Below are 561 nucleotides of genomic sequence, written 5' to 3' on the forward strand. Positions count from 1 at the left end.
GGGATTGAGAGGGTAACATGTGAGCAAGATCAAACTTTAAATCAGCAGGTTATTCAGTCGATAGTAACGCGCTCAGAGGGGATGGCAAGTATTATTTGCAAAAAAGGGTAGATGCAATCGGTTACGCTCTGTATAATGCCACGGCAATATTTATCCACCCTGGTCGAGATATTGCCCATGCTACGTATCGCTAAAGAAGCCCTGACGTTTGACGACGTCCTCCTCGTTCCCGCTCATTCTACCGTTCTGCCGAATACTGCCGATCTCAGCACTCAGCTGACGAAAACCATTCGTCTGAATATTCCTATGCTCTCCGCAGCCATGGATACCGTAACGGAAGCGCGTCTGGCTATTGCCCTGGCACAGGAAGGCGGCATCGGTTTTATTCATAAAAACATGTCTATCGAGCGTCAGGCGGAAGAAGTTAAGCGCGTGAAGAAGCATGAGTCCGGCGTGGTTACCGACCCGCAGACCGTTCTGCCGACTACGACTCTGCGCGAAGTTAAAGAGCTGACTGAACGTAACGGTTTTGCTGGCTATCCGGTTGTGACCGAAGACAAT

At 49.9% G+C, this 561-nt stretch carries 1 protein-coding gene; it reads left to right on the forward strand.

Going from position 1 to position 561, the window contains the following annotated elements; translation table 11 throughout:
- Nucleotides 1–177: 177 nt before the first annotated feature.
- Nucleotides 178–561, forward strand: a 384-nt coding sequence (locus ACFFUV_RS23760; protein ID WP_390198474.1) for an IMP dehydrogenase, incomplete at its 3' end; no start/stop codon positions are given.

The organism is Vibrio olivae (assembly GCF_042428525.1).
In the GTDB taxonomy this organism is placed as follows: Bacteria; Pseudomonadota; Gammaproteobacteria; order Enterobacterales; family Vibrionaceae; genus Vibrio; species Vibrio olivae.